Origin of the sequence: Fictibacillus norfolkensis (genome assembly GCF_014836645.1) — a bacterium.
GTDB lineage: Bacteria > Bacillota > Bacilli > Bacillales > Fictibacillaceae > Fictibacillus > Fictibacillus norfolkensis.
This window is the reverse complement of sequence record NZ_JACSQM010000004.1, coordinates 198,833-224,448: the sequence shown is the minus strand read 5'-3', so window position 1 is coordinate 224,448 and position 25,616 is coordinate 198,833. Positions and strand designations below refer to the sequence as shown.

Annotated in this window: 28 protein-coding genes; 7 read left to right on the top strand and 21 right to left on the bottom strand. The window is 40.5% G+C overall.

The genetic code is table 11. The annotated features are described in order from the left end of the window. Nucleotides 1-199: 199 nt before the first annotated feature. The 13 genes from sigF to H9648_RS11250 form a co-directional block, all read right to left on the bottom strand. Nucleotides 200-958 carry an RNA polymerase sporulation sigma factor SigF gene (gene sigF, locus H9648_RS11310; protein ID WP_191753921.1) on the bottom strand — a complete coding sequence of 253 codons (759 nt, stop codon included), beginning with the start codon at nt 956-958 and terminating at the stop codon, nt 200-202. A 12-nt stretch (nt 959-970) separates the two neighbouring features. Next, on the bottom strand, nt 971-1,411 hold the full coding sequence (gene spoIIAB / locus H9648_RS11305; protein ID WP_191753920.1) for an anti-sigma F factor: 441 nt from the start codon (nt 1,409-1,411) through the stop codon (nt 971-973). 1 nt (nt 1,412) lies between these two features. Beyond that, nucleotides 1,413-1,763: an anti-sigma F factor antagonist gene (spoIIAA, locus tag H9648_RS11300; RefSeq protein ID WP_066395843.1), complete on the bottom strand. Its 351-nt coding sequence runs from the start codon at nt 1,761-1,763 to the stop codon at nt 1,413-1,415. A 115-nt stretch (nt 1,764-1,878) separates the two neighbouring features. Beyond that, nucleotides 1,879-3,051, bottom strand: a complete 1,173-nt coding sequence (locus H9648_RS11295) for a D-alanyl-D-alanine carboxypeptidase family protein (protein ID WP_191753919.1) — start codon at nt 3,049-3,051, stop codon at nt 1,879-1,881. Nucleotides 3,052-3,187: 136 nt separating this feature from the next. After that, nucleotides 3,188-4,492, bottom strand: a complete 1,305-nt coding sequence (locus H9648_RS11290) for a pyrimidine-nucleoside phosphorylase (RefSeq protein WP_191753918.1) — start codon at nt 4,490-4,492, stop codon at nt 3,188-3,190. An 89-nt stretch (nt 4,493-4,581) separates the two neighbouring features. Next, complete coding sequence (locus tag H9648_RS11285; RefSeq protein ID WP_404825678.1) at nt 4,582-5,394, bottom strand: purine-nucleoside phosphorylase; 813 nt, start codon at nt 5,392-5,394, stop codon at nt 4,582-4,584. Nucleotides 5,395-5,418: 24 nt separating this feature from the next. Beyond that, nucleotides 5,419-6,603, bottom strand: a complete 1,185-nt coding sequence (deoB, locus tag H9648_RS11280; protein ID WP_191753916.1) for a phosphopentomutase — start codon at nt 6,601-6,603, stop codon at nt 5,419-5,421. A gap of 113 nt (nt 6,604-6,716) precedes the next feature. After that, a complete protein-coding gene (gene xerD / locus H9648_RS11275; protein ID WP_191753915.1) occupies nt 6,717-7,607 on the bottom strand; it encodes a site-specific tyrosine recombinase XerD in 891 nt (296 codons plus the stop codon). Nucleotides 7,608-7,618: 11 nt separating this feature from the next. Next, nucleotides 7,619-7,849, bottom strand: a complete 231-nt coding sequence (locus H9648_RS11270; protein ID WP_313957519.1) for a YqzK family protein — start codon at nt 7,847-7,849, stop codon at nt 7,619-7,621. Nucleotides 7,850-8,049: 200 nt separating this feature from the next. Beyond that, nucleotides 8,050-8,520, bottom strand: coding sequence for a ferric iron uptake transcriptional regulator (gene fur, locus H9648_RS11265; protein ID WP_144699257.1), 471 nt, complete (start codon nt 8,518-8,520; stop codon nt 8,050-8,052). A 120-nt stretch (nt 8,521-8,640) separates the two neighbouring features. Then, nucleotides 8,641-9,276, bottom strand: coding sequence for a stage II sporulation protein M (gene spoIIM / locus H9648_RS11260; RefSeq protein ID WP_191753914.1), 636 nt, complete (start codon nt 9,274-9,276; stop codon nt 8,641-8,643). Nucleotides 9,277-9,338: 62 nt separating this feature from the next. Further along, entirely contained in the window at nt 9,339-10,505 is a 1,167-nt protein-coding gene (locus H9648_RS11255; RefSeq protein WP_191754081.1) for an endonuclease Q family protein, read from the bottom strand. A 22-nt stretch (nt 10,506-10,527) separates the two neighbouring features. Further along, complete coding sequence (locus H9648_RS11250) at nt 10,528-11,076, bottom strand: NUDIX hydrolase (RefSeq protein ID WP_191753913.1); 549 nt, start codon at nt 11,074-11,076, stop codon at nt 10,528-10,530. 97 nt (nt 11,077-11,173) lie between these two features. Here H9648_RS11250 and mciZ point away from each other — a divergent pair, with 97 nt between their 5' ends. Both mciZ and H9648_RS11240 read left to right on the top strand, forming a co-directional pair. Beyond that, a complete protein-coding gene (mciZ, locus tag H9648_RS11245; RefSeq protein ID WP_144699251.1) occupies nt 11,174-11,308 on the top strand; it encodes a Z-ring formation inhibitor MciZ in 135 nt (44 codons plus the stop codon). Nucleotides 11,309-11,440: 132 nt separating this feature from the next. Beyond that, entirely contained in the window at nt 11,441-12,352 is a 912-nt protein-coding gene (locus H9648_RS11240) for an aldo/keto reductase (protein ID WP_191753912.1), read from the top strand. A 48-nt stretch (nt 12,353-12,400) separates the two neighbouring features. Here H9648_RS11240 and H9648_RS11235 read toward each other — a convergent pair whose 3' ends face one another. The 4 genes from H9648_RS11235 to H9648_RS11220 form a co-directional block, all read right to left on the bottom strand. Beyond that, entirely contained in the window at nt 12,401-13,570 is a 1,170-nt protein-coding gene (locus H9648_RS11235; protein ID WP_191753911.1) for a thiolase family protein, read from the bottom strand. Between the two features lie 90 nt (nt 13,571-13,660). Continuing rightward, entirely contained in the window at nt 13,661-14,314 is a 654-nt protein-coding gene (locus H9648_RS11230; RefSeq protein ID WP_191753910.1) for a CoA transferase subunit B, read from the bottom strand. A 16-nt stretch (nt 14,315-14,330) separates the two neighbouring features. Beyond that, a complete protein-coding gene (locus H9648_RS11225) occupies nt 14,331-15,023 on the bottom strand; it encodes a CoA transferase subunit A (RefSeq protein WP_191753909.1) in 693 nt (230 codons plus the stop codon). 44 nt (nt 15,024-15,067) lie between these two features. After that, nucleotides 15,068-16,267 (bottom strand): acetyl-CoA C-acetyltransferase, encoded by a 1,200-nt coding sequence (locus H9648_RS11220; protein WP_191753908.1) that lies wholly within the window; start codon nt 16,265-16,267, stop codon nt 15,068-15,070. Nucleotides 16,268-16,413: 146 nt separating this feature from the next. Between H9648_RS11220 and H9648_RS11215 the strand changes: the two genes are divergently transcribed. Beyond that, entirely contained in the window at nt 16,414-17,319 is a 906-nt protein-coding gene (locus H9648_RS11215) for a hydroxymethylglutaryl-CoA lyase (protein WP_191753907.1), read from the top strand. A gap of 19 nt (nt 17,320-17,338) precedes the next feature. Here H9648_RS11215 and H9648_RS11210 read toward each other — a convergent pair whose 3' ends face one another. Next, nucleotides 17,339-17,677 carry an iron-sulfur cluster biosynthesis family protein gene (locus H9648_RS11210; RefSeq protein ID WP_191753906.1) on the bottom strand — a complete coding sequence of 113 codons (339 nt, stop codon included), beginning with the start codon at nt 17,675-17,677 and terminating at the stop codon, nt 17,339-17,341. Further along, entirely contained in the window at nt 17,678-18,229 is a 552-nt protein-coding gene (locus H9648_RS11205) for a PadR family transcriptional regulator (RefSeq protein WP_191753905.1), read from the bottom strand. A gap of 164 nt (nt 18,230-18,393) precedes the next feature. Here H9648_RS11205 and H9648_RS11200 point away from each other — a divergent pair, with 164 nt between their 5' ends. Together H9648_RS11200 and H9648_RS11195 are read left to right on the top strand one after the other, a co-directional pair. After that, the gene (locus H9648_RS11200; RefSeq protein WP_191753904.1) at nt 18,394-21,558 is read left to right on the top strand and encodes an efflux RND transporter permease subunit; all 3,165 of its coding nucleotides are present in this window, start codon (nt 18,394-18,396) and stop codon (nt 21,556-21,558) included. 253 nt (nt 21,559-21,811) lie between these two features. Further along, nucleotides 21,812-22,075, top strand: coding sequence for an HPr family phosphocarrier protein (locus H9648_RS11195; protein WP_191753903.1), 264 nt, complete (start codon nt 21,812-21,814; stop codon nt 22,073-22,075). 3 nt (nt 22,076-22,078) lie between these two features. Here the strand turns inward: H9648_RS11195 and H9648_RS11190 are convergent, their stop codons facing one another. Continuing rightward, nucleotides 22,079-22,732 (bottom strand): TVP38/TMEM64 family protein, encoded by a 654-nt coding sequence (locus H9648_RS11190; RefSeq protein ID WP_191753902.1) that lies wholly within the window; start codon nt 22,730-22,732, stop codon nt 22,079-22,081. 93 nt (nt 22,733-22,825) lie between these two features. On the opposite strand from H9648_RS11190, the gene H9648_RS11185 reads away from it, so the two are divergent. Further along, on the top strand, nt 22,826-23,074 hold the full coding sequence (locus H9648_RS11185; protein WP_191753901.1) for an HPr family phosphocarrier protein: 249 nt from the start codon (nt 22,826-22,828) through the stop codon (nt 23,072-23,074). A gap of 272 nt (nt 23,075-23,346) precedes the next feature. Here H9648_RS11185 and H9648_RS11180 read toward each other — a convergent pair whose 3' ends face one another. Continuing rightward, nucleotides 23,347-24,738, bottom strand: coding sequence for an N-acetylmuramoyl-L-alanine amidase (locus tag H9648_RS11180; protein ID WP_191753900.1), 1,392 nt, complete (start codon nt 24,736-24,738; stop codon nt 23,347-23,349). 146 nt (nt 24,739-24,884) lie between these two features. Between H9648_RS11180 and H9648_RS11175 the strand changes: the two genes are divergently transcribed. After that, nucleotides 24,885-25,616, top strand: a complete 732-nt coding sequence (locus H9648_RS11175; RefSeq protein ID WP_137788969.1) for a ZIP family metal transporter — start codon at nt 24,885-24,887, stop codon at nt 25,614-25,616.

Sequence of the window (25,616 nt, the reverse complement as noted above, 5' to 3'; positions counted from 1 at the left end):
CTTCATTGAAAGTTGATTGGAGCGGAAGGATGCCGACTCCTATGGGACGAGCGTGCAGGTGGAGACTCCTAATGGCGCAAAGCGGCAGGAGGCTCACCGTTCGCCCCATGGAAAGCGTGCAACCTGGAGCGGAAATCAGCTATCTCTCAAAGAGCGACATCTTTTGCAAAAACAGCAAACAAAAAACCAGATAGGACGTTTAAGTCTCCATCTGGTTTTTCATAAATAATAATATTTTCTTTTCGAGCCTGGATACCTGTACTTGAGAAATGGCCAGCCGGTCGGCTACTTCGGATTGTGTTTGATCTTTAAAATATCTTAAATAAACAATCAGCCGCTCTCTCTCATCAAGTTTATCCATAATATCTTTTAACGCGATCTTATCGAACCACTTATTATCCGAATGATCGGAAATTTGGTCTAGTAACGTAATGGGATCACCGTCATTTTCATAAACAGTTTCATGAATCGACTGTGGTGCTCGTACAGCATCCTGAGCCATGATTACATCTTCTATTGCGATCTCTAGAAATTCTGCTACTTCTGAAATGGTAGGTGTTCTCCCAAGTGATTTCGATAGCTCATCTTTAGCTTTACGCACTTTGTTACCGGTCTCTTTTAATGATCTGCTGACTTTAACCGTTCCATCATCCCTGATGAACCGCTGTATCTCACCGATGATCATAGGCACTGCATAGGTAGAGAACCTAACATCATAAGAAAGATCAAATTTATCAACAGATTTTAACAGCCCGATAGAGCCGATTTGAAAAAGGTCATCTGCTTCATAACCTCTGTTTAAAAAGCGCTGAACCACAGACCAGACAAGCCGCATGTTCTTTTCAACGATCGTATCACGGGCTGACTGATCTCCTTCCTGACTCTGTTTGATCAATCGCTTAATCTCTTCATCCTTAAGAAACGGTTCACTTTTGCTGCCTTTCACCTCGACATCCATAGACATACTCCCTTAATTACACATTGCTTTATTTTTGGTCAAGTATTTTGTCAAATGAATCGTAGTGCCGTAAGACGGTTCTGAGATGACTTCTACACTATCCATAAAATTCTCCATGATCGTAAAACCCATACCTGAGCGTTCTAGTTCTGGCTTGGACGTATATAACGGCTGCCTTGCTTCATCAAGATCACGAATCCCTAATCCTTCGTCACGAATCGTGAGGTGGATCGTATCTTCTTCAATAGCGGCTTCAATATAAACCATGCCAGTTGCTTTGTTCTCGTATCCGTGAATGATCGCGTTCGTCACCGCTTCAGATACAACGGTCTTGATCTCTGTCAGTTCATCAACTGTTGGATCGATCTGAGCGATAAACGCAGCAACCGTCACACGTGCGAAGGATTCATTCTGACTTAACGCTGAAAACTGAATCTTCATCTCATTTCTCATTTTAAGCCACCCCCAAAGCCTGAAGGGCAAGCTCTTCATCTTCTTCAAGCTTGATAATCTTAAACAGCCCTGACATCTCAAAAAGACGTTTTACCGCTGGAGATATGGCGCATACCACCATCTCACCATTCTGACTTTTGATCTGCTTATAACGCCCTAGTATAACGCCTAAACCTGAACTATCCATGAAACTCAAACCTTCTAAATTTAAGACAATATGGTTTACCGTATGTTTCCTCAAATATTCTTCAACTTGTGACCGAAGCATGTCTGCTGTATGGTGATCAAGTTCTCCATCTAAACGGATGCATAATACGGTGTGTTTAAGTTCCAAATTGACAGCTAATCCCACGCTATCCTCTCCTTCTTTTTTGGATAACGTGAATTTTCTATAAAAAAAGACGAATTCCTTCACTCTTGACAAAACTAGTGGGAATTCGCCTATAACTGTCAAGAAATCATTAAAGTCATGAGGATTTTGACATTTGTCCTGCTGTTCGTTTGAAAAGTTTCCACCAAGATGCTTTTTTTACCGTCTCTGAAGCTAACACAGGACTTTCTGTAATCAGCTTGTTCCCGTTAAAAATTTTTAAAGAACCGATCTGCTGTCCCTTTTTTACAGGTAATTTCAAATCTTTGTCTACATTTACTTCCATTTTCACTTTTTTCGCTGTCTCACCCTTTTTCAATAACAGTGAAATGTGTTCTGAAGTAACAACAGGAAGTTTTGCCTTTTCCGCTTTTTGTACTTTAACTTCTTTTACAATCTCATGTCTTGCATAAAGTTTTTTCGTTGAAAACTGTGTAAAAGCATAATCAAGCATCGAAGTAACTTGAGCGTTTCTGTCTTTAGGAGAAGGTGCTCCCATAACAACAGCGATGACTCTCATCCCGTTCTTGTTGGCAGTAGCAGTTAAGCAATACTTAGCTTCGTTCGTGAATCCCGTTTTCAACCCATCTACCCCTGGATAGAACTTAACAAGTCTGTTCGTATTAACAAGCCAAAATTTCTTTTCTGTTTCTTCTCTTAAATAATCTTCATAAAGTCCTGTGAACTTTGTAACTTCCTCATGCTTAAGAAGCTCTTTTCCCATAAGTGCCATATCATGAGCAGACGTATAATGACCTGCAGCAGGAAGCCCTGTCGGATTCTTAAAGAACGTATCATTTAAATCGAGTTGTTTCGCTTTATCGTTCATACGATTCACAAAGGATTCAACAGATCCAGCGATATGTTCTGCCATAGCAACTGAAGCATCGTTCGCGCTTCCGATCGCTATTCCTTTCACCATGTCTTCTACACGCATCTCTTCACCTGGTTCAAGGAAGATTTGAGATCCACCCATGCTTGCGGCATATTCACTTACACGAATCTTATCGTTCCAGCTGATCTTGCCTTTATCGATGGCTTCCATGATTAATATCATCGTCATGATTTTGGTCATGCTCGCCGGCGGCAGCTTCTCATGGCTATTCTTTTCGAATAGCACACTCCCACTATCTTGCTCCATTAAAATGGCCGAGTGGCTCTGTTCTGCAAGCTTTATTTTTTCCTTTGCTTTTTCTGCTGCCTCCGCTTTTGGGATTGAAAAAGAAGCCAGCAAACAAATACTTAGTAGACCTGAAATAACGCCTTTCATACAGTTCCCTCCATTCATATAGTTTTATTTTTTCCATATTTTTTCACTTTATACCGGATCTTCCAAGCATTTCGATGTTCGAGAAAACAAAAAAATGACCCTAGAGTAATAACTCTTGGGCCATTTTTGGTATTCATTATTTCTTAATCTCTTTATAAACAAGCGGTGGAGCTTCTACAGCATCTTTCGAGATCGTATAAGCATCACGGATTTTCTTCTTCACTTCTTCTACATTTTCAGTATTGCTGTAGATGGTTACAAGTGAATCCCCTTTAGAAACTTGGTCACCCACTTTTTTGTTAAGCATTAAACCAACAGCTAGATCGATCTCAGATTCTTTCGTTGCACGACCTGCACCTAAGATCATTGCTGCTGTACCAATCTCATCTGCAACAATTTCAGAAACATAGCCTTCTTCATCTGCAGCTAACTCAAATGTATGTGCAGCTTGAGGCATTCTTTCTGGATGATCAACCACTGATTCGTCTCCACCTTGAGCTTTTAAGAACACTTTTAATGTTTCAAGAGCTTTTCCAGAAGCGATTACTTCTTTTAGCATCTCACGTGCTTGTTCGAGTGAATCTGCTTTTTTCGCAAGATACACCATGTGAGAACCTAAAGTTAAGCAAAGTTCTTCAAGATCTTTTGGTCCTTTACCATTAAGCGTATCGATTGCTTCTTTGATCTCTAGAGCATTTCCGATCGCAAGACCTAGAGGCTGGCTCATATCAGAGATAACAGCCATCGTGTTACGTCCTACCGCATTACCGATTTTCACCATTGCGTTAGCTAATTCTTCCGCTTCTTCTGGTGTTTTCATGAATGCTCCCGCACCTGTTTTTACATCAAGGACGATTGCATCAGCACCAGCTGCGATCTTTTTACTCATGATCGAGCTCGCGATCAATGGGATAGAGTTAACCGTTGCCGTTACGTCTCGAAGACCATACAGCTTTTTATCAGCTGGTGTCAGGTTTCCGCTTTGTCCGATAACAGCAAGTTTATTTTTATTTACAAGGTCAATAAATTCTTGGTTGTCGATCTCAACGTGGAACCCAGGTACAGCTTCCAATTTGTCGATCGTTCCACCTGTATGGCCAAGTCCTCTTCCGGACATTTTCGCTACAGGCACATCAAGCGCAGCAACTAGAGGAGCTAGCACAAGAGTCGTTGTATCACCAACACCACCTGTTGAGTGCTTGTCTACTTTAATCCCTTCGATCGCAGAAAGGTCAATTTGATCACCTGACTCAACCATCGCCATAGTTAAATGCGCGCGCTCTTCAGTCGTCATATCTTTAAAATATACAGCCATTGCAAATGCAGACATTTGATAGTCCGGAATATCACCGTTTGTATAATTTTGAATAATAAAATCGATCTCTGCTTTTGTTAGTTCTTTTCCATCACGCTTTTTTTGAATCAAGTCAACCATTCTCATATTAATAGCACCACTTTCTTATCACTTTACATATGAAGATTTTTTTAAAAAGTTAATTAAAATACTTTGTAATCTATTCTACTGAACTGTTAGATTTCCTTAACGATCCCTTTAACTAAAGAAAGGAAATTGGATTTTACCATCTCTGTAGTCTCCATAACCTCATCATGTGTTAACGGCTGATCTAAGATACCTGCTGCCATATTAGAAATACATGAAATTCCAAGTACTTTCATTCCAGCATGACGTGCGATGATCACTTCTGGAACCGTAGACATTCCAACAGCATCTGCTCCCCAAACACGAAGCATTCTTACTTCTGCTGGCGTTTCGTATGAAGGACCTGTGTTACCTGCGTAAACACCTTCTTTTAATGAGATGTTTAAGTCTTTTGCTACACCTCTTGCAACGTCTTGCAGAGACAACGTGTAAGCTTCACTCATATCTGGAAAACGAACGCCAAACGAATCATCATTAGCACCGATCAGCGGATTGTTACCAAAGTTATTGATATGATCTGTGATCAGCATAAGGTCTCCAGCTTCGAAATCTTTGTTAACGCCGCCTGCAGCGTTCGTTACAACGATTGTTTCTACACCGATCAGTTTCATCACACGAACAGGAAACGTTACTTTTTCCATAGAGTATCCTTCGTAATAATGAAAACGGCCTTGCATCGCTACTACTTGTTTTCCAGCCAGTTCACCAATAACAAGCTGACCAGCGTGACCTTCAACAGTGGAAACAGGAAATTCAGGAATATCTGAGTATGGAATAATAACCGGGTTTTGAATTTCTTCAGCTAGGATTCCTAGCCCAGAGCCTAAGATCAAACCTATTTTTGGAGCAGAAGTAAGCTTTGATTGGATAAAATCAGCAGATGTTTGTAATTGTGTTGACATGTTCATTTCCCCCTTAACTTAACCTTAAAGTTGATTTAAAAAGCTTTGACCGATACTTGGTTTTTTCACATCATAGATCTCAGCGATCGTTGCACCAATATCTGCGAACGTGTTACCTACGTTAAGTTCTTTACCTTCTTTAATGCCTTTGTAATACACCATCAATGGCACGTATTCACGTGTATGATCTGTACCATGATGAACAGGATCGTTTCCATGGTCAGCTGTGATGATAAGCAGATCGTCTTCTCTTAGCTTTTCTAGAACCTCTGGTAATCGAGCATCAAATTCTTCTAATGCCTGACCATATCCTTTAGGATCTCTTCTATGTCCGAACAATGCATCAAAATCAACCAAGTTCAAAAAGTTGAGACCTGTAAAGTCTTCATCCATCGACTTTACCAGCTTGTCCATTCCATCCATGTTCGATTTTGTACGAATGGCTTTTGTCACACCTTCACCATCAAAGATATCAGAGATCTTACCTAGTGCGATGCTGTCGTAACCTGAGTCTTCTAACTCGTTCATTACTGTTCTTCCGAAAGGTTTTAAAGCGTAGTCGTGACGGTTAGACGTTCTTTCAAATGCTCCTGGCTCACCTTTAAACGGACGGGCTATGATTCTTCCCAGCATATACTTGCCATCACGTGTCATTTCTCTTGCCGTTTCACAGATCTCATATAATTCTTCTAGAGGAACGACATCTTCATGAGCTGCAATCTGAAGTACTGAGTCAGCAGACGTGTAAACGATCAGCTTACCAGTCTTCACATGTTCTTCTCCAAGCTCAGTAATAATCTCTGTACCTGAAGCTGCTTTGTTACCAAGAATTCCTCTACCCCATTTTTCGGTAAGCATATCGATCAACTCATCAGGAAAGCCATCCGGAAACGTTTGAAAAGGTTCTTTTATGTGAAGACCCATGATCTCCCAATGTCCCGTCATCGTATCTTTACCATTTGAAAGTTCAGGAAGTTTCGCATAATGTCCGATTGGATTGGTTGCTTTCTGAATTCCTTCCATTGTCGAGTCAATGTTTCCAAGGCCTAGCTTTTCCATGTTCGGAACGTTGAGGCCGTTCATCTCACGTGCAATGTGCCCTAGCGTGTGAGCTCCTTTATCTCCGAATTTTTCTGCATCTGGCGCTTCACCAATTCCTACAGAATCCATTACGACTAAAAATGTTCTCTTAAAACGTGATTGTTTCATTTTGTCCTCCTGAAATTCGTACATTCACTTTATTTACTATTTCCTTATAGCAGAAACAACAAACAAATGCTTGATGATGTCAGAAGTCTGACATCTTATCGAAAAAAGAAAGCTCACGCCCTCGGATGGAAGGCGGAGTATACATCTTTTAATCTTGTTTTCGTTACATGTGTATAAATTTGTGTTGTGGAAATATCAGCATGTCCTAACATCTCTTGCACAGCACGCAGATCCGCTCCGTTTTCTAATAGATGTGTGGCGAACGAATGACGAAGTGTATGCGGTGTAAGTTCCTTCTCGATATGAGCTTTTCTTGCTAGTTGCTTTAATATCTTCCAAAATCCCTGGCGAGACAAACGATTTCCGTGATGATTCAAAAAGAGTGCATCCGTCTTCTTGCCTTTTAACATGATTGAACGTCCATTATGCAGATATCGTTCGATTGCTGTTTGGGCCATCTTTCCTAAAGGGATGATTCTTTCTTTGTTCCCTTTACCTATACAGCGGATGAATCCCATATCTAAATGGACATCTCCTATATTAAGCTGCACAAGTTCTGAGACTCGAATGCCTGTTGCATACAATAGCTCGAGCATGCCCTTATCTCTTTGTGAGAATGGATCGTTTGATGCAGGTGTGTCTAACAGTGCTTCAACCTCATCTGTAGATAGAACTTTCGGAAGCTTCCGCTCTGTTTTAGGTGTTTCAATATGTACAGAAGGATCTTGACTAGAGACCTTCTCTCTTAGAAGAAACTGGTGAAAAGACCGAATAGACGCAATGTTGCGTGCTAGCGTCGTGGAAGCCTTACCATTCTCTTTTAAAAATAAAAGATACCCGATTATATGATTACGGTCAATCTCATGAATAGTTTCAAGAGATTCGACTTTTTGGAGATATCGTACATATTGAGTTAAATCTCTCTTATAGGAGTCGATTGTGTTCTTTGAGAGGGCTCGTTCTACAATAATGTATTGAAGAAAATCCTGAACATGTTCGTTCACTCTACCCCTCCTTACTCACCCGTTTGATAAAAATAAAAAAGTCTTTTTACAGGGTTTGAGTCCTTATCAGAACTCAAGTTAAAGACTTTAACAGCTTTACCTTTTGGTTCGTCATATCTATGATAGTTTTCATATTCTGAATTAATCCAAAGCAAACCGAAATAAAACACGAGCGTGCAAATTGAAAAAGCAAAGAACACCTTTGTTGTATTCCAAACGATTTTCATCCAGGAAATCATCATGTCCACCCCTGTCCTCATATAGTACAGGTTATGCCCACATGTTCCCCGATTATACATAAAACTTAAATCTACAACTCATACGTTACCCGATTCTTGAGACTTTGTAAATATTCTTTGCCTAATATCTTCTAAATGAGTATGAAATCCTTTTCGAAAATCCACCAACTCGATATTGTTGAGCAAAAAACAAAAAGGAAGCGCTACTCTTCGCTTCCTTCACCTTCATTATTATCCTTAGGATGACATCTGTGACAGATCCCATGAAATGTCAGTCTGTGATCTTTAATTTTAAAATTCCAGCCTTCTTCAACTACTTTTTCCACATCGCCAAGAAGGTCTTCTTGTATTTCATCCACCGCTCCACATTCAATGCAAACGAGATGATGATGAAAATGGTCCGCACCCTCTGTTCTAAGATCGTAACGGGAAACCCCATCACCAAAGTTAATCTTATCTACTACTTTAAGCTCGGTTAAGAGTTCCAGAGTACGGTAAACGGTCGCCAATCCAATCTCTGGCGCCTTTTCTTTTACGAGCAGATAAACATCTTCCGCACTTAAGTGATCTTCTTCGTTTTCGAGGAGGACTCTAACGGTCGCCTCACGCTGTGGAGTCAGCTTATAGCTTTGTGAATGCAGCTGTTTTTTGATACGGTCGATTCTGCTTTCCATACCCTTTTCCTCCTTATGTACGCACAAGATAATTATAAGCATGGAGAAAAAAGTTGTCAATTTAAACTCATTTTAATTAACGATTTAAACTTATTATAAATAAATAATTATTCTTCCTGGTTATATTGACCATTTGATTACTTGTTCCATCAGAGCTGGCGTAAAGAAGGCTTCCATCGTTGAAGCAAGCAATACCATAACACCTACACCCGCAACTAATAATGTATACCTTAATAGCTGTGGAAAAAAGGGCATGTGGTGCCTTTTAAAAGCCAGCTGACGAATCATCTTAAATGAAAAAGCTACTGCTGCTACTGTTACAATAATGAAAGCTGGAATTAATAGAACGTTCTGCGGCAGAACCGACACAAAAGATAATAAAAAACCGTACCATCCCATTTGATTCACTAAGAATCCTACTGTAAAACCAATTACTACTCCTTTTAAGAACAGCATAACTAAGATAACAGGCAGGCCGATCACGGATAGTCCTAGAATCCACATCAGACCCATGTATTTCAGATAATGGCCAAAACTTTGAAAGAACATATCCGTTTTGCTCGTAAAGCCACCTTCTGCAGCTTGAACAAAAAAACGTGATAAATACGTGTATAAATCTTGTTTTTGATTCAAACTCAACGAATTTACGATAATTGCTCCAAAAATCACACCCATTAAAAAGAGAACACCAACAAACGCATACAACGTCTTATTCTCTTCTAGATGCCGCTGCATGTAATAACGCGCACTCTCCATATGTAAGCCTCCTCCACCGAATCTCTTAATCCTATTCTATGAATCAGGGGAGAAGGTATGTCTTATTTTTTACTTTTACTAGGATGGTTTATTATTACTCTTCCGTAAGTTCCGCCTCCACCTTTTTGGACAGAGAGGTCTCCGTTTCTAGCAGATAGGATCTGTTCTGCTATAGCTGGTTTTACAATTTCTTTAAGTTGATTTTCTGTAGAAGAATGTATGATATCCATATCTGTCCCAATCGCTTCACGGAGTTTCATTAAAGATTTCGGACCTAATCCTGGTATGAACTCGAGCGGTATCTGATGAATATACGGAGGTCTGTTTACTTTACTTGTCCTTGTACCTTGAAGTTCGTTGATCCGATCGTTGACTCCCTTTACGAACTTCTTACTTCCACATTTATCGCACTTCTTACTGTCCAGAAGATAAACTTCCAAACATGTTTCACAGACCGAATTATAGTATTTACCGAGATAAGGATTGAGACCATAATTTGCAATAATCTCTCTACCTTTCTTTCCTTGAAGAGCCATTTTAAATTCTTTAAAAGTTGGTTCCTTTAAGGAAAGCATCTGATATTCACGTGCGATCTTCTCTAATGAATGTGCATCTGAATTCGTTAGGAAGGTGAATGATGAAAGCTCTTCTAGTCGGGATGCCATCTCGGTATTCGAACTTAAACCTAACTCAACACCATCTATTAAAGTCGGATCTAGCACTTCGGATAGAGAAGTGGCTACACCTTTTCCGTATAAACTTTTGAACGGAGTAAAAATATGAGCAGGAATAAATAACCCACCTGAATTCTTCACAAACTTCTGAAGTTCAAGAGCACTGCCGTACATCCGTTGAGAGCTTAGATGAATGTTCTTCATTCGAGACGATAGCCAAAGACTTAAGTTCTCCATTGCAGCAATACTAGGCATGTATACAAGAACGTGGATCGGGCCTTTACAATGTTCATCGTTCATTTCGATCTCGGCTCCAGGTATGAGTGTTAATCCATTAATCGATAAGCCGCCTTCTTCTAGCTCTCTCAAGAAACCTTCTTGTTTAAGCTCTTTTAATTCTCGAAGTACTTCAGGTGAATGACAATCGATGATTCCAATGATATCCATACCTTTTACATGTTTGGCTACACGTAGGATATTACGAAGCGTCAAGGACCTTGAACCTGTAATCTTAATCGCTTTTCCTGTTCGAGATGCTCCGATGTGAATGTGCATATCCGCAAAGAACGGTGCAAGTTTATTTTTGGAGTGCACGTTTTAACTCCATATACATGACACTGTAAGCTGTTTTTGCATCATGAATTTTTTCTTGTTTCATCCATTCTTTCGCTTCATCTACGCTTATTTCAAGTACGTTTAAGAATTCATCTTCATCTGTCATCTGATCACCTTGCTTTGTAAGAGTATTCGTATAGTACAGATGGATCAATTCGTCTGCAAATCCTGGAGAGGTATAGAAAGAGCCTATGGATTCCATAGATTCACAGCTATAACCCGTTTCTTCTAACAATTCACGCTTGGCACATTCTAATGGATCTTCTCCTTTTTCAAGCTTACCTGCTGGAATTTCAATAATTGTCTTTTCGAGTGGTTTACGGAACTGCTCTACCATTAACATCTTACCTTCATCTGTTACTGCTAGTACGGCAACTGCTCCAGGGTGTTTAACAACCTCTCGTTTTCCTATCTTCTTATTCGGCAGTTCAACTTCTTCTATATATAGATCAATAACTTTACCGCTGTATACCTGTTCTTTGCTTACCGTTTTTTCGTATAAGTTTTCCATTTTCCACACTCCAATGGTCTATTTATCTTCTTCTCTACATAAAGTCTATCATACTTTGGAATACTGCATTTAATAGGACATTGAGGAGGCATAGCAGATGAAGATCTATCTTCAACCTAAAGGGATCACGCTTGTGGGCAAGGCATGGCAGATCAAATATATGCTACAAAATTATATGAAGCAGCATGAACTAGTCCAAGACTGGATCGACGCCACTTCTCCTAAAAAATAAACGCACTTTAAAGGAACTGACCGATGCGAAACAATCTTCGCATCGTTTTTTTTGTGCGGACTTTTTTCTTTTCCCATGTCATTATGATAGGTTTAGAACAGAAACAAATTGAATGAAGTTGAGGTGAAAAGAATGAAAAAAAGAAGATTAGGTTCTTCTGATCTGTATGTGAGTGAACTGAGCTTAGGATGTATGTCACTTGCTCCTGAGCTTGGAAACGAGAACGAGAAAATCGTGAAGACAGCGCTCGATCATGGCATTAATTATTTTGACACAGCGGATCTATATGGCTTTGGATGGAATGAAGAGTTTATCGGGAAAACACTAAAAGATGTTAGACAAGACATCATTCTTGCAACAAAAGGCGGGAACGATTGGAGTCAACCTGGAGACGGCTGGAAGTGGAATCCTTCTAAAACATATATTAAATCTGCGTTAAAAGACAGTCTGAAACGTCTGCAAACCGATTATATCGACCTTTACCAGCTTCACGGAGGGACGATTGATGATCCTCTAGATGAAACGATCGAGGCTTTTGATGAACTCGTTTCTGAAGGATATATCCGTTATTATGGTATTTCATCTATACGGCCCAACACAATTAAATATTTTGCAGAGCACTCGAATATTCAAAGCATCATGATGCAATACAGTTTATTGGATAGACGTCCTGAAGAACTGTTTCCTTTTCTCGCGTCAAAGGATATAAGCGTTATCGCAAGAGGTCCTGTTGCAAAAGGATGGTTGAGTGAAAAAGCATTTCAAAAGAGTGCTGATGGCAAGTTTCTTCATTACACCGGCACTGACATACAAAAAAGGATCAAGAAGTCTAAAGATGTCTTAGGTGATAAAAACATCACACATGCAGCTCTGCAATATGTGTTGCAACAAAAGCCGGTGGCAACTGCGGCTGCTGGTGCAAGCTCTGTTGAACAACTTTTAGAAAATATTAAAACCTTTGAATCTACACCTTTAAGTGAAGCGGAGTCAGAGTCCTTACGTTCTCTTTTTCCTGCTGAAATCTACGAAACGCACCGAGCATGATTCAATCTAAAGAGTCCCGTGAAGCGATATCGCTTCACGGGACTTTTTTTATACTAGTTTTAGTAACATCGCGATTCCTTGCCCACCGCCAATACAAAGGCTCGCTATTCCATACTTTTCTTGACGCTGTTTCATTTCATAACTCAATGTAAGCAACAGCCTTGCACCACTCGCACCTACAGGGTGACCGAGTGCAATCGCTCCTCCGTTTACATTTGTTTTTTCGCGATCTAATTGTAGTTCTTTTTCTACAGCTAAGTATTGAGAACTAAACGCTTCATTTATTTCAAACAAACCAATGTCATCGATGGAAAGACCTGTTTTTTGCAGCAGTTTCTGAATCGCAGGTACAGGGCCAATTCCCATCACCGATGGATCGACGCCCGTTACTGCCCAAGAAACAATCTCTACGATCGGTTTTAAACCTTTCTCTTTGACCGATTTTTCGTGAGCAAGAATAAGTGACACGGCGCCATCGTTAATAGAAGAAGAATTTCCTGCTGTAACTGTTCCGTCTTTTTGAAAAGATGGCCTCAATTCTCCAAGCAAAGAAACAGATGTTTCAGGTTTGATCCCTTCATCCTCTGTAAAAAGAGCTCCGTTTTTTAAAGGTACTGAAACGATCTCTTTTGTAAATCTTCCACTCTCTCTTGCTTCAGCCGCTTTTCTATGACTGAGACTTGCATACTCATCTTGCTCTCCTCTTGAAATGGTATATTGATCAGCTAAATTTTCAGCTGTTATACCCATGCCACACCCGATGTATTCATCACTTAACGTCTGAAGAAGCATATCATCAAACGTGATCGGGCCAAATTTTTGATTATGAAACCGGTGGTGAAAAGAAACGTGTGGCGACTGTGACATATTTTCAATGCCTCCAGAAAGCGCAATTCCTTCTTCCTGATCACGTAGGTTCTGCATGGCTGAAACGACTGCTTGCATGCCGGATCCACATAAGCGGTTAACGAGCATGGCAGGAACGTCTGATGGCACTCCTGCTTTTAAAGCAGTGTGTCTCGCTACATATGCGGCATTCTTGCTCGAATGAATAACATTACCATAAACTACATCCGTTATATCTGCTGGAGAAATGTTAGCACGTTTTATCGCCTCTACTGCAGATATCTCACCTAGGTCTGTCGGATTCACACCGGTCAAGGATTTCCCATATGATCCGAACGGCGTTCTAGCCCCATCTATGATATAGATAGCCATGTGATTGCACCTCTTTATTTAAAAGATTTAGAACCTTGTATGGATCACGAATCTTTTTCATGTACTAAATAAATTTCACAAGGACTTACCTTAATAAGCGTTTAACTTAACATCCTCTGCAAAAGATAGTTTTGCCTCGGTGGAATTCACTACATCCTCAACGGAATATCCTCCCGCTACTTCTCTTAACACGAGACCCTTATCAGAAACGTCCATGACAGCACGGTCGGTGATGATTCGTTCTACGACACCTTTTCCTGTTAGGGGAAGCTGACATTGTTTTAAGATCTTACTGTCACCTGCTTTGTTCACATGTTCCATGATGACGATGATTTTCTTTGCTCCATGCACAAGATCCATCGCACCGCCCATTCCTTTTATCATCTTTCCTGGAATCATCCAGTTGGCTAGATCTCCGTTCTCTGAAACTTCCATTCCGCCTAGTATCGCGATATCGATGTGACCTCCGCGGATCATGGCAAACGACTCAGAACTGTCAAAATAAGAAGCGCCTTTAATTGCCGTTACTGTTTCTTTCCCTGCATTGATCAGATCGGGGTCAACTTCACTTTCAAGGGGATAAGGCCCAATCCCCAAAAGTCCGTTCTCTGATTGTAGAACGACCTCTTTATTATCGGAAATAAAGTTGGCAACCATCGTCGGCATTCCAATCCCTAAATTTACGTAGAATCCTGATTCGATTTCTTTTTCGGCTCTTTTAGCAATTCTTTCTCTAATATTCATAATGGTCTCCCTCCTCTTACCCTTGTTTTACAGTGAGTCGTTCAATGCGTTTTTCTTGTGCTCCGACAATCAACTTTTGAACATAAACTCCTGGTGTATGTATGTAATCTGGGTGCAGATCACCGATCTCAACAATCTCTTCCACTTCAGCAATCGTCACTTTTCCTGCCGCTGCAATCATCGGATTAAAGTTACGAGCTGTTTTGTTATAGATCAGGTTCCCTGCTTTATCTCCTTTTGCTGCGCGAATCAAGCTGAAGTCAGCTACAATTCCTTCTTCCAGCAGATATTCTTTATTGTTAAACGTACGTGTTTCTTTTCCTTCAGCAATCGGTGTTCCTACTCCAGCAGGTGTGTAGAACGCTGGAATTCCTGCACCGCCTGCCCTAATTCTTTCAGCAAGTGTACCTTGTGGAATCAAGTCTACTTCAATCTCACCTGATAATACTTGCCTTTCAAACTCTTTGTTCTCACCTACGTAAGAACCTACCATCTTTTTGATCTGTTTGTTTTTTAATAGAAGACCAAGACCCCAATCGTCCACTCCACAATTGTTCGAAATGACGGTAAGATCTTTCGTTCCTTTTTCTACTAGTGCTAAGATTAAGTTTTCAGGAATTCCAACAAGCCCGAACCCCCCTACTAAAAGAGTAGACCCATCTTTTATATCTGCTACAGCTTCAAGTGCTGAGTTCAATATTGGTTTCATTTTTCTCTCTCCTTTTCATGCGATCATTGTCTATAATCAATCATTTATTTTTCTTCGTTCTCAAAAACCGATGCTACCCCTTGGCCACCACCAATACAGAGCGTTGCAAGACCTCGTTTTGCATTTCTGCGTTTCATCTCATGAAGCAATGTCACGACAATCCTTGCACCACTTGCTCCGATTGGATGCCCGAGTGCGATCGCTCCACCGTTCACATTCAATTTTTCTTTATCAAATTCAAGATCCTTGCCAACCGCTAACGACTGACTCGCAAATGCCTCATTTGCTTCAACAAGGTCAAAGTCATTCATACTTAACTCAGTCTTCTTTAACACTTTCTTAACGGCTTCCACTGGTCCGATACCCATCACTTCTGGTGCAACACCCGCGCTCGCGTTGGCTTTTACGACGGCAATCGGTTTCAGTCCTAGTTCTTCGGCTTTCTTTCTGCTCATCACAACAAGTGCTGCTGCACCATCATTGATGCCTGACGCATTACCCGCCGTAACCATGCCATCTTTCTTGAATGCCGGGCGAAGTTTTCCTAACTTTTCAGCCGTCGAACTGGGCTTCGGATATTCATCTGTATCAACTATTATCGGATCACCTTTACGTTGAGGAATTTCAACAGGTGTGATCTCGTCATTAAATTTCCCTTGTTCTTGAGCTTGTGCACATTTTCTTTGGCTTTCCGCTGCGAACTCATCTAGCTCTTCACGAGACAATGAGTGGGTCTCACATAGATTTTCAGCTGTAATTCCCATATGATAATCACCAAATGCACACCATAATCCGTCTTGAATCATGGAATCTACCATAGGAGCGTTACCCATTCGAAGTCCATCTCTTGCTCCGTTCAAAAGATAAGGAGCTTGGCTCATGTTTTCCATTCCACCGCAAACGATAATATCTGCTTCGTCTAGCCAGATCGCTTGGCACGCTAGATGGATCGCCTTGAGACCTGAACCGCATACTTTATTAATCGTCATACTCGATACCTCGTTCGGCAAACCAGCTTTAATAGCCGCTTGTCGGGCCGGGTTCTGTCCGAGTCCAGCCTGCAGAACATTTCCCATGATGACTTCATCTACTGAATCATGTGGGATACCCGCTTTTTTTAATGCATCTTTAATCGCGATTGCTCCTAATTCTGTTGCCGCAACCGTTTTAAAGCTTCCCATAAAGCTTCCAATCGGCGTTCTGACAGCGCTTACAACTACGGCATCTCTCTCCCTTGAAACCATGACTAGTCTCCTCCTTGTAGATCTCTTTTTAAATTTCTGAAAATTCCTTTTTATCATACCATAACAAGTTAAATGTGTTGCAACAGACGATTTTTTTTAGTTAAAATAACATTAGGAAAACGTTTTCAAGAAAGGGGTTTACATTAGTGGACTTACCTGAACGAGTTACGCTTATAGAAGTCGGGCCGCGAGATGGCCTTCAGAACGAGAAAAATTTAATACCTGCAAAGAATAAGATAGAATTCATTTCACTTCTAAAAAATGCGGGTTTTCAAGAAATGGAGCTCACTTCGTTCGTTTCACCGAAATGGGTTCCTCAAATGCAAGATGCATCTGTAATTATCGATAGCTGCCTAGACGATCAACGAAACTTTGTGCTCGCTCCAAACCAAAAAGGAATCGACTTAGCTGTTGAATCTGGAGTGAAGCATATTGCGGTGTTTGTCGGTGTCAGTGACACATTCAACAAGAAGAATATTAACAAATCAACAGAAGAGAGCATGAATGAATTAAGACCTCTGATTCAAGATTTAAAGCGCAGAGGATTTTTTGTAAGGGCTTGTATCTCTACCAGTTTTTATTGCCCGTTCGAAGGAAAGGTCGATGAACAGGATGTTTTAAAAATTTGCCTGGACTTTGAGGAGATGGGAGTTGATGAACTGAGTGTGGCAGACACGATCGGTATGGCTAATCCATCAGAGTGCTTTGAACTGTTTACACTGTTAAAGCATCATCTGCGTGGAACAACACTCTTAACCGCTCATTTTCACGATACGAGAGGAATGGCTCTCGCAAACATTTTTGCGAGTCTTCAAGCTGGCATCGACCGGTTCGATACTTCTGCAGGCGGCCTTGGCGGATGTCCATTTGCACCCGGAGCCTCAGGCAACGTGGCATCTGAAGACGTTGTTTACATGCTTTCTCAAATGGGAATATCAACAGGTATACATCTTGATAAACTGCTTGAAGCAGCCGCCTACATATCCCCTCTTCTTTCAAAACCTGTTTCAAGCAAGCAGTTTCAACTGTTAAAAAACGTTCCTCAGCATTAACAAACAAAACACGGGCTTCTTACATGCCCGTGTTTTGTTCCGTTCTATCGTAATATTTCATTGATGGATTCAGCGTTTCTCCAGGGCTTTTTAATGAAAAGTGGTTGCCTGCTGGAGCATCAATCGTCATCTTTTCAGCAAAGAAAACTGCTGTATTGTACTCCATGAAAAGATCTGGACCATTCGTCTCAATTTTTGTATCGTTGTCTTCTGTTTGATCAACTAGGACTAGGGCAGCTACACCACTCACAACGCAGCCACAGCCTTCTGTATCATGTTTGAGTTTTAAATAACCTGCATTACCTTGCATCTTTTTTTCCAAACGTTCTAATGCTGTGTCAGTAAATACGATTTCCATTTATTTTTCTAACTCACCCTTCTTTTTTAATTCTTTTATTGCCCAATTACACCAGGACAACCAGCTCTCCATGTATCGTATGGCAAATTCAATCGTTAGATATTCACCCAACTCATTCTCTTTGTACGTACCGTTCGGAAAATGATCGTCTAACCATTGCTTTGTCATCTCTAAACCCATTTTATGATGGTTCTTACTCGTCTCTAAAAAGTTTATCGCTTTGTCGGTAGGGATAAAATGAAACATAGACACCCTTAACAACAGATCGTCTTTTAGCTTTGGTGCATTTACTGGTTTATTCAGCATCCATTCTAGCAGCTGTTCAAAACCGTTATCCGTAATCGCATATATCTTCTTATCTGGATAATCACTTTGCTGTACGGTCTTAGATTGTGTGAGTCCTTCTTCTTCCATCTTTAAAAGTTCTCTATAGATCTGCGTGTGATGGGCTGTCCAAAAATGAATAACTGTTTCTTTAAATTGCTGTGTTAACTCGTAACCTGTTGCTTCATTTTTCGCCAATAAACCTAACAGCGCATACCTTAACGCCATGTGATACCCTTCTTTCTTTTTGTACTGTTTTGCATTGTAACACATTTTTCACAATTTTTTTATCCTTAATACTTGATATAAATCTTATACAGCTATTATATTATAGATAAACATATGTGAAAATACACATATGCAAAATAAAAACATACGTAGGAGAGGAAACAATGAACTGGTTAACACGATTTAGTTTAAAAAATCCAGTAGCAATATTCATCTTTTCATTTTTACTCATTGTTGGTGGAGTCTTCTCGTTCACGAATTTAAAAGTGGACCTACTCCCAAATGTTGAGTTTCCACAACTGACTGTTCAAACCGTTTATCCAGGAGCATCTCCTGAAGATGTGAACGAGCAAGTAACAGACAAACTTGAAACTCAATTGAAGCAAGTAGAGGATGTAAAAACCGTTAAGAGTTCTTCAAACGAAAGTATATCTATTATCAGTATGGATTTCCCTTTCACCGCAAATATGGATGAAGTAGAAGATCAAGTCAAATCCATTATTTCAGAAACGGATCTTCCTGAAGATGTAGAACCAGAGGTAAGTCGTTTCTCATTTGGAACCATTCCTATCTACAATATTTCTCTATTCCCTGAAAAAGAAGGAGAAAACATTCAACCATTCGTTAATGACGAATTGGTTCCAGAACTTAAAAAGATTCAAGGTGTGAACAACGTATCTGTAGGCGGTGTTAAAGAAACATTCGTCTCGATCACACTTGATAAAGAAAAAGCAAAAGAAGCCGGCATCACTTTAAACGCCGTTAAAGAAGCGATCAACAGCCGTGACCTTTCATTCCCTGCTGGTACCGTAACCGATGACTCGATCACAGTCCCAGTTCGGGTTGAAGAAGTGGTGGATACGGTTGCGGAGCTTAAGGAAATCACAATTTCCTCAAGTCAAGGCGCACCTGCTCAGTCTCCAGGTGGAGCTGGCGGAGGAGCACCTGGTGAAGCTGCTCAACCGGGAACTGGAGGCGGTGCTCCAGGCGGACAAAGCGCACCTGGTGGAGCACAAGCACCTCAAGCACCAGCAAGCTTAAAGCTTGGTGATCTTGCTGAAGTTAAAGAAACAGATGATGTTAGTGAGATTACAAGATATAACCAAAAAGCTTCACTCTCTATGGCCGTAACAAAGAAACAAGATGCAAATACGGTCGAGGTCGCTGACAAAGTGCTAGAAGTCCTGAACAAAAATAAATACGATGATAAGTTAGATTATGCTGTTGGTTTCGGCCAGGCAGAAGGTATTAAAGACTCTGTAAACACACTTGTTAAAGAAGGATTATTTGGAGCATTATTCGCTTCATTAGCAGTACTTATCTTCCTTCGAAACTTTAGAGCAACAATCATTGCGATCATCTCGATCCCGCTTTCACTGCTCGTGTCAGCTATCTTCCTAGACCGTCTTGATATCACATTAAATATTATGACACTCGGCGGAATGGCAGTTGCCGTCGGACGTGTTGTAGATGATAGTATCGTGGTTATCGAGAATATCTTTAGAAGAATCCGTAAAACGGATGGTGATTACGACCGTGATGAGCTGATCATTGACTCTACACGCGAGATTTTAAAAGCGATCGTATCTTCTACGATTACTACCGTTGTAGTATTCTTGCCGCTTGGTCTAGTCGGTGGTATCACTGGTGAGTTCTTCTTACCGTTTGCTTTAACCGTTGTATTCGCATTATTAGCATCATTAATTGTTGCTGTTACAATCGTACCTATATTAGCAAAATATGCGTTTAAAACCGTTAAACCAGAAAAGAACGATGGTCCATTGCAGCGTGGTTATGAAAAATTGATCAAAGCCTCATTGAACCATAAAGTTCTAGTTCTTCTCACTTCATTCATTCTTTTAGGCGGATCTTTCTTCCTTGCAACAAAACTTGGAATGGTGTTCCTGCCGAATGAAGAGCAAAAAACATTAACGATTAACGTTGAATTACCTGCAAGTACAAACGTAACAAAGACGAATGAAGTGTCTTTAGAAGTTGAAGAGTACCTCTCTAAGCGTGGTACGATTGAAGATGTTACAGCTGGTATCGGTTCTCGTGATTTCCAAACCGGTCTTAAGCGTCAAAATGTTGCCAACTATTTTGTTAACCTCAAAAAAGAAGCAAACATTGATACAGAATTAAAAGAGCTAGAAAAAGATATTAAAGAGATCACAGACGAAAAAGCAGAAGGAACTGTAATCAGCTTGCAGGAAGTTTCAAGCGGCGGGCCTCCAGCTAACAACGAAGTCAATATTGATCTATATTCAAACAACTTAGAAGATCTGCAAAAAGCAGCAAGTGAAGTTGAAGAGTACATGAAGACGATTGATTCGATCAAGTATGTATCCAACAACTTTAAAGATACGCAAAAACAATGGGCTGTTGACATTGATACCGAAAAAGCAGCTGAAAAAGGCGTATCAGGCTTCGCTATTCTAGGAGCTGTTTCAGATGTAACGAAACCTGTTGAAGTAGGAGAACTTACATTAGACGGCGATCAAAAGAATGTGAAAGTTGAATATGATGAATCTGTAAAATCTCTTGATGAGATCAAGGATCTAACTGTGTTTGGTTCATCTGGCCCTGTTAAGATTTCAGATGTTGCTGAGGTAACAGAGAAAGACACAGTAACTGGAATCCAAAAGCTTGATGGTAAGATCTATGCGCAAGTCTCTGCGCAAGTAAAAGGAGACAACGTTCAAAAAGTAACACAAGACGTTATTAAAGGCGTTGAAGATAATGTAGACCTTCCTTCTTCTGTATCAACAGAAGGTGGCGGAGGAAGCGAAGAAACGATGGATACGTTTAAAGACCTTGGTCTTGCGATGCTGGTTGCGATCGGCCTCGTTTACTTAACGATGTTGATCACTTTTGGTCGAGCACGTATTCCGTTTATCATCCTCTCTTCCCTCATATTCGTTCCTGTTGGAGCAATCGGAGGATTATTCTTGATCAACGAACCATTGTCTGTAAGTGCGATGATCGGAATACTCATGCTGATCGGTATCGTTACGACGAATGCGATCGTATTGGTAGACCGCATCGGACAAAACCGTGAAATCAAAGGTATGCCAGTTCGCGAAGCGTTACTAGAAGCTGGTAAAACTCGTTTACGTCCGATATTAATGACAGCATTTGCGACAATTGCAGCATTAATTCCACTTGCATTGACAACGTCGTCAGGAACACTGATCTCTAAAGGATTAGCGATCGTTGTAATAGGTGGTCTAACGACTTCTACACTATTAACATTGATCATCGTACCTGTTCTATATGAATTATTCTTCAGAAGACAGGCAAAACGTGAGAAAGCAAAATTAAATTCATAAAAAAAAGAGTACAGCCCGGCTTTCAAATGCCAGCTGTACTCTTTTTTTCTTATATTGGTCTGTTTCCCTTTCTACCTCCGTGCCTCTACAGCCTCCTCCATTTCAGCTGAATATGTCGTTTTAATATGTACCCTTTATTCGAAAGCACTACATATTTTCCATCATTTTGCACATCGGGACTAAAGACCTTGTTTCGGCCCCTCTACTTATGGGAAATATATCAGCAATCATCTCATACAGGAGGCTTCAGATTATGAAACAAATCTGCTCTCAAAAAGTGCTCGTGACCGCTAAATATACAGTGAGTAAAGCCATTGAGATTATGCATTCTGCTAAGAGACTTAACAGCCAGCTATTTTTAAGTAAAGATGGTATTACCATTCAAGCCACAGGATTATCACAGCTCGTAGCATTCTTTTTAACGTTAAAAGAAGGAGATTCTTTTCTTTATATCGTTGAAGGTGCTGATGCTGAGTCAGCTATGAGTCTGATCTTACCTCCAGAGCAACCTTCTTAATTTCTACAACCCTACCTTTGCCTTCATCTTCTTCTTAAATATCATGGGTAGACCGACAAGGACAAATAAAAGAGTTGTGCCGATCCATACGACTTTTTTGCTTCCAGAAGTCATGGATGTACCTAAATACGTATAAGCGATTGTTCCCGGAATGATCCCTATTGCAGTAGCAATCGCATAGTCTTTAAACTTTACCTTTGTTAAGGAGGTTAAGTAACTGACGAGATCAAAGTTCAATACCGGCAGCAGTCTCAATAATAAAACGAAACGAATTCCTTCTCTTTCAATCTTGTTTCGTACTTTTTCGTAGTTTTCGTTTTTCCATTGTTTATTTTTCTTAAAACGGCCAAGGCGGTTGACCGCAAAATACGTTAGGAGTCCTCCTCCTAGTGATCCGAGATATGTATACAGACAACCCCAATAAAAACCAAACGACAAACCGCTTGTAATGGCAAATATGGAAGATGGAAATAACACAAACGGCCTCACTGTATATAGGACAACAAAGATAAAAGGTGCGATCCATCCCCACTGTACAATCCAATTTCTAAATTCTTCAGGACTAAATCCCTTATAATTTTTTTGCAGCCAGAGAAACAAAATGATTAAGCCTGCGACCAATAACGTAAAATATAGCCACTTTTTTGTAAGTTTCATGTTTCCTCCATGTGAAAGTTTCATTTAGTTAGCATTTTTCCTTCTTATGCACATATCCATACATAGTGTGATTGGCAAAGGAGGTTATTGAGTATGATCGTAAAAGCAACTCACCCTATTTATGCAGAACGTGCTGCTAAACTTGTTGAAATAACAGGCAGTTTTACAGAATCCATCTATCTACAAAAAGGAGATCGAACAGCTGACGGAAAGAGCTTTCTCGGTATCATCGCGTTGTCTATCTATCCAGAGGATTTTGTTGAATTTATTTGCGATCCACCTAATACTGAGCTAAAAGAAAAGATACTTTCTTCCGGACTATTTGCAAGCTGTAAATCTTAATCTTATTGCTCTTATTATTATCTTATTACACCGAACTCCTATTTGGCTAATTCTTCCTTACTGCAAAAAGCCAACAGAGTGAGTTGAAAACTACTAAAAACAACAATAGTGTGGTGACGTGATCTGCGCACCGCACTAGGATGCATGCTTTTTCGAGACCACACGATTATGATGATTTTGTAATAAATTAAGGGCTTCGCATGAAATCCAATCCCATGCGAAGCCTTATTTTTTCCTGTTTAAGAAGAAACACTCGTGAATCACACGGTTTATTATAACTCGTTCAACGTTGCATTTAGAGAGTTAATTCTTGTTTGCAACGGGATTCTCGCTTCATTTAGCATTTTTTTGTAAATATTCAATATCATAGTACTGTACGTTGTACCTGGAATCGCCCATTTGCCGTTCAGCTGCGCCCAAGTCACAGCACTGCCTCTTTGGACATACTGAAACCTAGGATCAACGAGAGGATATTGGGAAGGTAGAGGCTGTGCAGACGTATAAGCAAACAAGTGCTGTATGTGTGCTAAAACGCCTTCTTGGGGAGTCTTAAACACGGCTGATTCGTTCTTACCTGTCGCACCGATTCCTGCATAGTTATTCTGAGAAGCCTTGACGCTGCCTTCAAAACGGAAGTACCCTGTTTCTTGAATGGCCTGAGCGAATGCTACATCCCCTCTGATCCCGTATACTTGTCCGATCTGAACATAAAGAGCAGCTACAGATGGCGCGTTCGGATTGACTTTCTTTACAAATTGATCCATCTCTTCTGCAGATAGCAACGATGATCCTTGTATCGTTAAGCCCTTTGGAGGCGCTGGTTTTGGCGGTTCCGGATTTGGCTTTGGTGGTTCCTGGACTAGGGGCGTTTTCTCTACCACATAAGCATCTGTGACACCTTCTGAACGTATCTTTTTAGCAAAATTCTCTGCGTATTCTCTATTCTGAAAAGCTCCGGCTTGAACTCTGTAATAGGTTTTGTTTCCGCTGTTTATTTCGTCAATAAAGGCTGTAACGTTTTGTTTCGCTAGTAGTGAAACACGAGCAACCGCATTCTCTTTTTGTTCAAACGCACCTGCGATCACATTGAAGATTTGTGTTTGTGTAATCTGTACCTGTTTTTTTGGAAGAGAAAGACTTTGTGCGATTCCTTTTGCAACTGCTATAGACACGTCATTTTGAAAATCTTCTCTTTTTAAAAGAGCTAAATCTTTCTCATTATCCATGAAAAGTACTTCTAATAAGAGAGCAGACTTTTTCGTTTCACGAAGCACGTGAAAATCAGCCTGTTCTTGCCCTCTGTCTCGCGCACCGTACTTGCTCATAACAGCCGCGACTGAGGCATGTAAAACACCTTGTATCCTTTTCGTTTCAGCACCTGCACGCGGATGTACGTAGCTTCCGAAGCCTTCTCCTCCACCGATGGTCTGGTGGATGGAAACAAACAGCTCTGCATTCTTGCTGTTTGCTAGATTTGTTCTTTCTTCTAATGATACGGTTGTATCACCTGTTCGAGTCATGACGACCGTCACTTCATAGTTGTTTTGAAGAGTAGCTTGTATCTTTTTGGCGATTGCCAGATTATATTTTTTTTCAAAATACTCTTTGTTTACCGCTCCTGGATCATTACCTCCATGGCCCGGGTCAATGATTATGACTTTCAAATTGTCACCTTCTTATTTCTCCAATAGAAGCGCTTTTTAAAAAGGAAAATGGCGCTTACTTCTATTAAAAAGGATTTGGCGGTATACTAAAAGAGCCATATGACTATTTTTATAAAATTGGATATTTGACTAAGGTGGGTAACAGAATGGAAGCTGCTTTATTTGGAAGTGTTTTATCTGCATTAGCAACCGGTTTTGGTGCACTGCCTGTTCTTTTCTGGTCTCAGGTAACACACCGGTTTCGCGACATACTGCTTGCTCTTACCGCAGGTATCATGGTCGCTGCTTCAACGTTCAGCTTGATTCCTCAAGCTCTTGAACTATCAAACTTAACGGTACTTACGATTGGTATCACACTCGGTACTTTAACACTCTTACTTTTAGAAAGGTTCGTCCCGCACGTTGATCTTGATCATTCTAAGATTTTTAAGGGCATCGATGCTAAAGCGTTTCTTGTCATTGCTGCTATCACGTTGCACAACCTGCCGGAAGGTCTTTCTGTTGGGGTTAGTTATGCTAGTGAGAATACAGGCCTAGGCGGTTTGATCGCATTTGCGATCGGACTTCAAAACGCACCAGAAGGTCTGTTAGTAGCCCTTTTCCTCATTCATCAAAATATGAATCGATTTAAGGCTTTCCTTATTGCAACATTAACAGGTGCTGTTGAGATCGTTACGGCTTTGCTTGGATATGTGCTCACATCTTATGTAGAGAATCTTGTACCTTATGGCCTTTCCTTTGCAGCCGGTGCCATGCTCTTTATCGTCTATAAAGAACTCATTCCTGAAAGCCATGGTGATGGTCACGCTCGATCCGCTACATTATCCTTTATTGCCGGGCTCTTGATCATGATTTACTTGACGCAAATCTTTGGATAA

Bases quoted from the DNA above. Each gene is read 5' to 3' on its own strand.
- H9648_RS11195 (WP_191753903.1), top strand. From the start codon at position 21,812: ATGAAACAAATCTGCTCTCAAAAAGTGCTCGTGACCGCTAAATATACA.
- sigF (WP_191753921.1), bottom strand. From the start codon at position 958: ATGGATGTCGAGGTGAAAGGCAGCAAAAGTGAACCGTTTCTTAAGGAT.
- H9648_RS11255 (WP_191754081.1), bottom strand. From the start codon at position 10,505: ATGCACATTCACATCGGAGCATCTCGAACAGGAAAAGCGATTAAGATT.
- H9648_RS11190 (WP_191753902.1), bottom strand. From the start codon at position 22,732: ATGAAACTTACAAAAAAGTGGCTATATTTTACGTTATTGGTCGCAGGC.
- H9648_RS11240 (WP_191753912.1), top strand. From the start codon at position 11,441: ATGAAAAAAAGAAGATTAGGTTCTTCTGATCTGTATGTGAGTGAACTG.
- fur (WP_144699257.1), bottom strand. From the start codon at position 8,520: ATGGAAAGCAGAATCGACCGTATCAAAAAACAGCTGCATTCACAAAGC.
- H9648_RS11205 (WP_191753905.1), bottom strand. From the start codon at position 18,229: ATGGCGTTAAGGTATGCGCTGTTAGGTTTATTGGCGAAAAATGAAGCA.
- H9648_RS11270 (WP_313957519.1), bottom strand. From the start codon at position 7,849: ATGATGATTTCCTGGATGAAAATCGTTTGGAATACAACAAAGGTGTTC.
- deoB (WP_191753916.1), bottom strand. From the start codon at position 6,603: ATGAAACAATCACGTTTTAAGAGAACATTTTTAGTCGTAATGGATTCT.
- H9648_RS11210 (WP_191753906.1), bottom strand. From the start codon at position 17,677: ATGGAAATCGTATTTACTGACACAGCATTAGAACGTTTGGAAAAAAAG.
- H9648_RS11295 (WP_191753919.1), bottom strand. From the start codon at position 3,051: ATGAAAGGCGTTATTTCAGGTCTACTAAGTATTTGTTTGCTGGCTTCT.
- H9648_RS11235 (WP_191753911.1), bottom strand. From the start codon at position 13,570: ATGGCTATCTATATCATAGATGGGGCTAGAACGCCGTTCGGATCATAT.
- H9648_RS11225 (WP_191753909.1), bottom strand. From the start codon at position 15,023: ATGAAACCAATATTGAACTCAGCACTTGAAGCTGTAGCAGATATAAAA.
- H9648_RS11285 (WP_404825678.1), bottom strand. From the start codon at position 5,394: ATGTCAACACAATTACAAACATCTGCTGATTTTATCCAATCAAAGCTT.
- H9648_RS11250 (WP_191753913.1), bottom strand. From the start codon at position 11,076: ATGGAAAACTTATACGAAAAAACGGTAAGCAAAGAACAGGTATACAGC.
- H9648_RS11290 (WP_191753918.1), bottom strand. From the start codon at position 4,492: ATGAGAATGGTTGACTTGATTCAAAAAAAGCGTGATGGAAAAGAACTA.
- H9648_RS11230 (WP_191753910.1), bottom strand. From the start codon at position 14,314: ATGAATATTAGAGAAAGAATTGCTAAAAGAGCCGAAAAAGAAATCGAA.
- H9648_RS11175 (WP_137788969.1), top strand. From the start codon at position 24,885: ATGGAAGCTGCTTTATTTGGAAGTGTTTTATCTGCATTAGCAACCGGT.
- mciZ (WP_144699251.1), top strand. From the start codon at position 11,174: ATGAAGATCTATCTTCAACCTAAAGGGATCACGCTTGTGGGCAAGGCA.
- H9648_RS11220 (WP_191753908.1), bottom strand. From the start codon at position 16,267: ATGGTTTCAAGGGAGAGAGATGCCGTAGTTGTAAGCGCTGTCAGAACG.
- spoIIM (WP_191753914.1), bottom strand. From the start codon at position 9,276: ATGGAGAGTGCGCGTTATTACATGCAGCGGCATCTAGAAGAGAATAAG.
- H9648_RS11185 (WP_191753901.1), top strand. From the start codon at position 22,826: ATGATCGTAAAAGCAACTCACCCTATTTATGCAGAACGTGCTGCTAAA.
- H9648_RS11200 (WP_191753904.1), top strand. From the start codon at position 18,394: ATGAACTGGTTAACACGATTTAGTTTAAAAAATCCAGTAGCAATATTC.
- spoIIAB (WP_191753920.1), bottom strand. From the start codon at position 1,411: ATGAGAAATGAGATGAAGATTCAGTTTTCAGCGTTAAGTCAGAATGAA.